This window comes from Teichococcus vastitatis (assembly GCF_003604215.1).
GTDB classification, from domain to species: Bacteria; Pseudomonadota; Alphaproteobacteria; order Acetobacterales; family Acetobacteraceae; genus Pseudoroseomonas; species Pseudoroseomonas vastitatis.
On the sequence record NZ_QXGS01000157.1, the window covers coordinates 1 to 1,283 of the forward strand.

Consider the following 1,283-nt stretch of genomic DNA (forward strand, 5'->3'; position numbering starts at 1 on the left):
GGACCGCTAGGGAGCGGGCCTCACCGGGGGAGGGGCTTGTCTGCACGCAGCCACGGAAGCCGCCGCTGGGAAGCAGCGACGGCGTCGGCTCGCGGTGCGGAGGCGGAGGTCACCCATGGGCGGACGGTAATGGTCCGCCTGAACATCCGTCAACGAGGGTTTATACCTGCGCTCTCCCGGCTCAGGTTGTTTGGGGTCGGGAGACGCGGTGGCCACTCGGGCCTGGAGTTACCGCTGGACCGGGTGAAGAGCGGCCTAGCGGCTGGCCAGGACACCCCAGACGAACAGGAGGGACGCGGCGGAGCCGAGTGCGCTCCGGACGCCGTGCAGGCTGCCCCAGCGCTGCAGGAGGGCACGGCTTCCCGCCCCCGCCTCCTGCGCCGTCATCCCCATCAGGCGCTTGTTCACGGGCATGATGATCAGCATCGTGAATGGCCAGTTCGCGAGCAGGAGTAGGCTTCCTGCCACCCACTGCCAATCGCGGAGCTGGTACCAGGATAGGAGCCCAGCGACTCCTCCCAGCATGGCCAAGCCAGCCTGAATGGGCAGGGCGCGCTTGTAGCTGGGCTGCCACTGCGCGAGCAGGGGCATGTCCTCCAGACCCATCCTGGCGGGATGCTCGACGAGGCTGATGTAGAGCGCGGCTCCGGCAAAGAGGGTCGCGAGGACGAGGGCAATAAGGCCAGGGACCACCTGATTATCTCCTCTGGTACGCTTCGAGAGACGCGACCACGCCTGATGCGCCCCTCCCGATAGCGATCGGGTTGAGACGCCGAGGCTGAGAAGAACCCGTTCATGAACGGGCGCAGGAGCTACCAACCTGCAACTCTATTTTCGGCCAAGTCATGATGCCGAATACCAAACAGGAGAGCAACGTTTCACAGGGTTGCTTCGGGCCGATAGCAGCCTCCTCGTCTAGCCACCCGCGGTTAGCCGACCTACCTTCCACGCATGTCCCGCTCTCCTGCTGCCGACCTGGCCCCTCTCATCAAGCTCCTGCAAGCGGGCGTCCCACCCGCCCGCGCTGCCGCTGAAATCTCTCGCATCCTGGCGATCTGGACGGCCGAGCTGAAGGACGACAGCGAGCAGCTCCAGGAGCGGCTATCCGGCTTGGCCGAGCAGATGACGACCGGGATCGAGGAGATGCACGAGGGCATCGCCGAGGCGAGCGACAAAGGCAAACCCACGCTGCGGCGGATCCTGGCGACGCATGAGGCGGTGCTGCAGGAAGTGCGGAAGGCACAAGGAGCAGCGTAGGCATCGGACCACCCTACCAGGGAGCC

The 1,283-nt window shown here is 65.9% G+C and carries 2 protein-coding genes; one reads left to right on the plus strand and one right to left on the minus strand.

Annotated features, from left to right (window positions below; all coding sequences use genetic code 11):
* Positions 1 to 255: 255 nt before the first annotated feature.
* Complete coding sequence (locus tag D2K64_RS23630) at positions 256 to 693, minus strand: DUF1772 domain-containing protein (protein ID WP_120010865.1); 438 nt, start codon at positions 691 to 693, stop codon at positions 256 to 258.
* A 258-nt stretch (positions 694 to 951) separates the two neighbouring features.
* Here D2K64_RS23630 and D2K64_RS23635 point away from each other — a divergent pair, with 258 nt between their 5' ends.
* Positions 952 to 1,257: a hypothetical protein gene (locus tag D2K64_RS23635; RefSeq protein ID WP_120010867.1), complete on the plus strand. Its 306-nt coding sequence runs from the start codon at positions 952 to 954 to the stop codon at positions 1,255 to 1,257.
* Positions 1,258 to 1,283 lie beyond the last annotated feature (26 nt).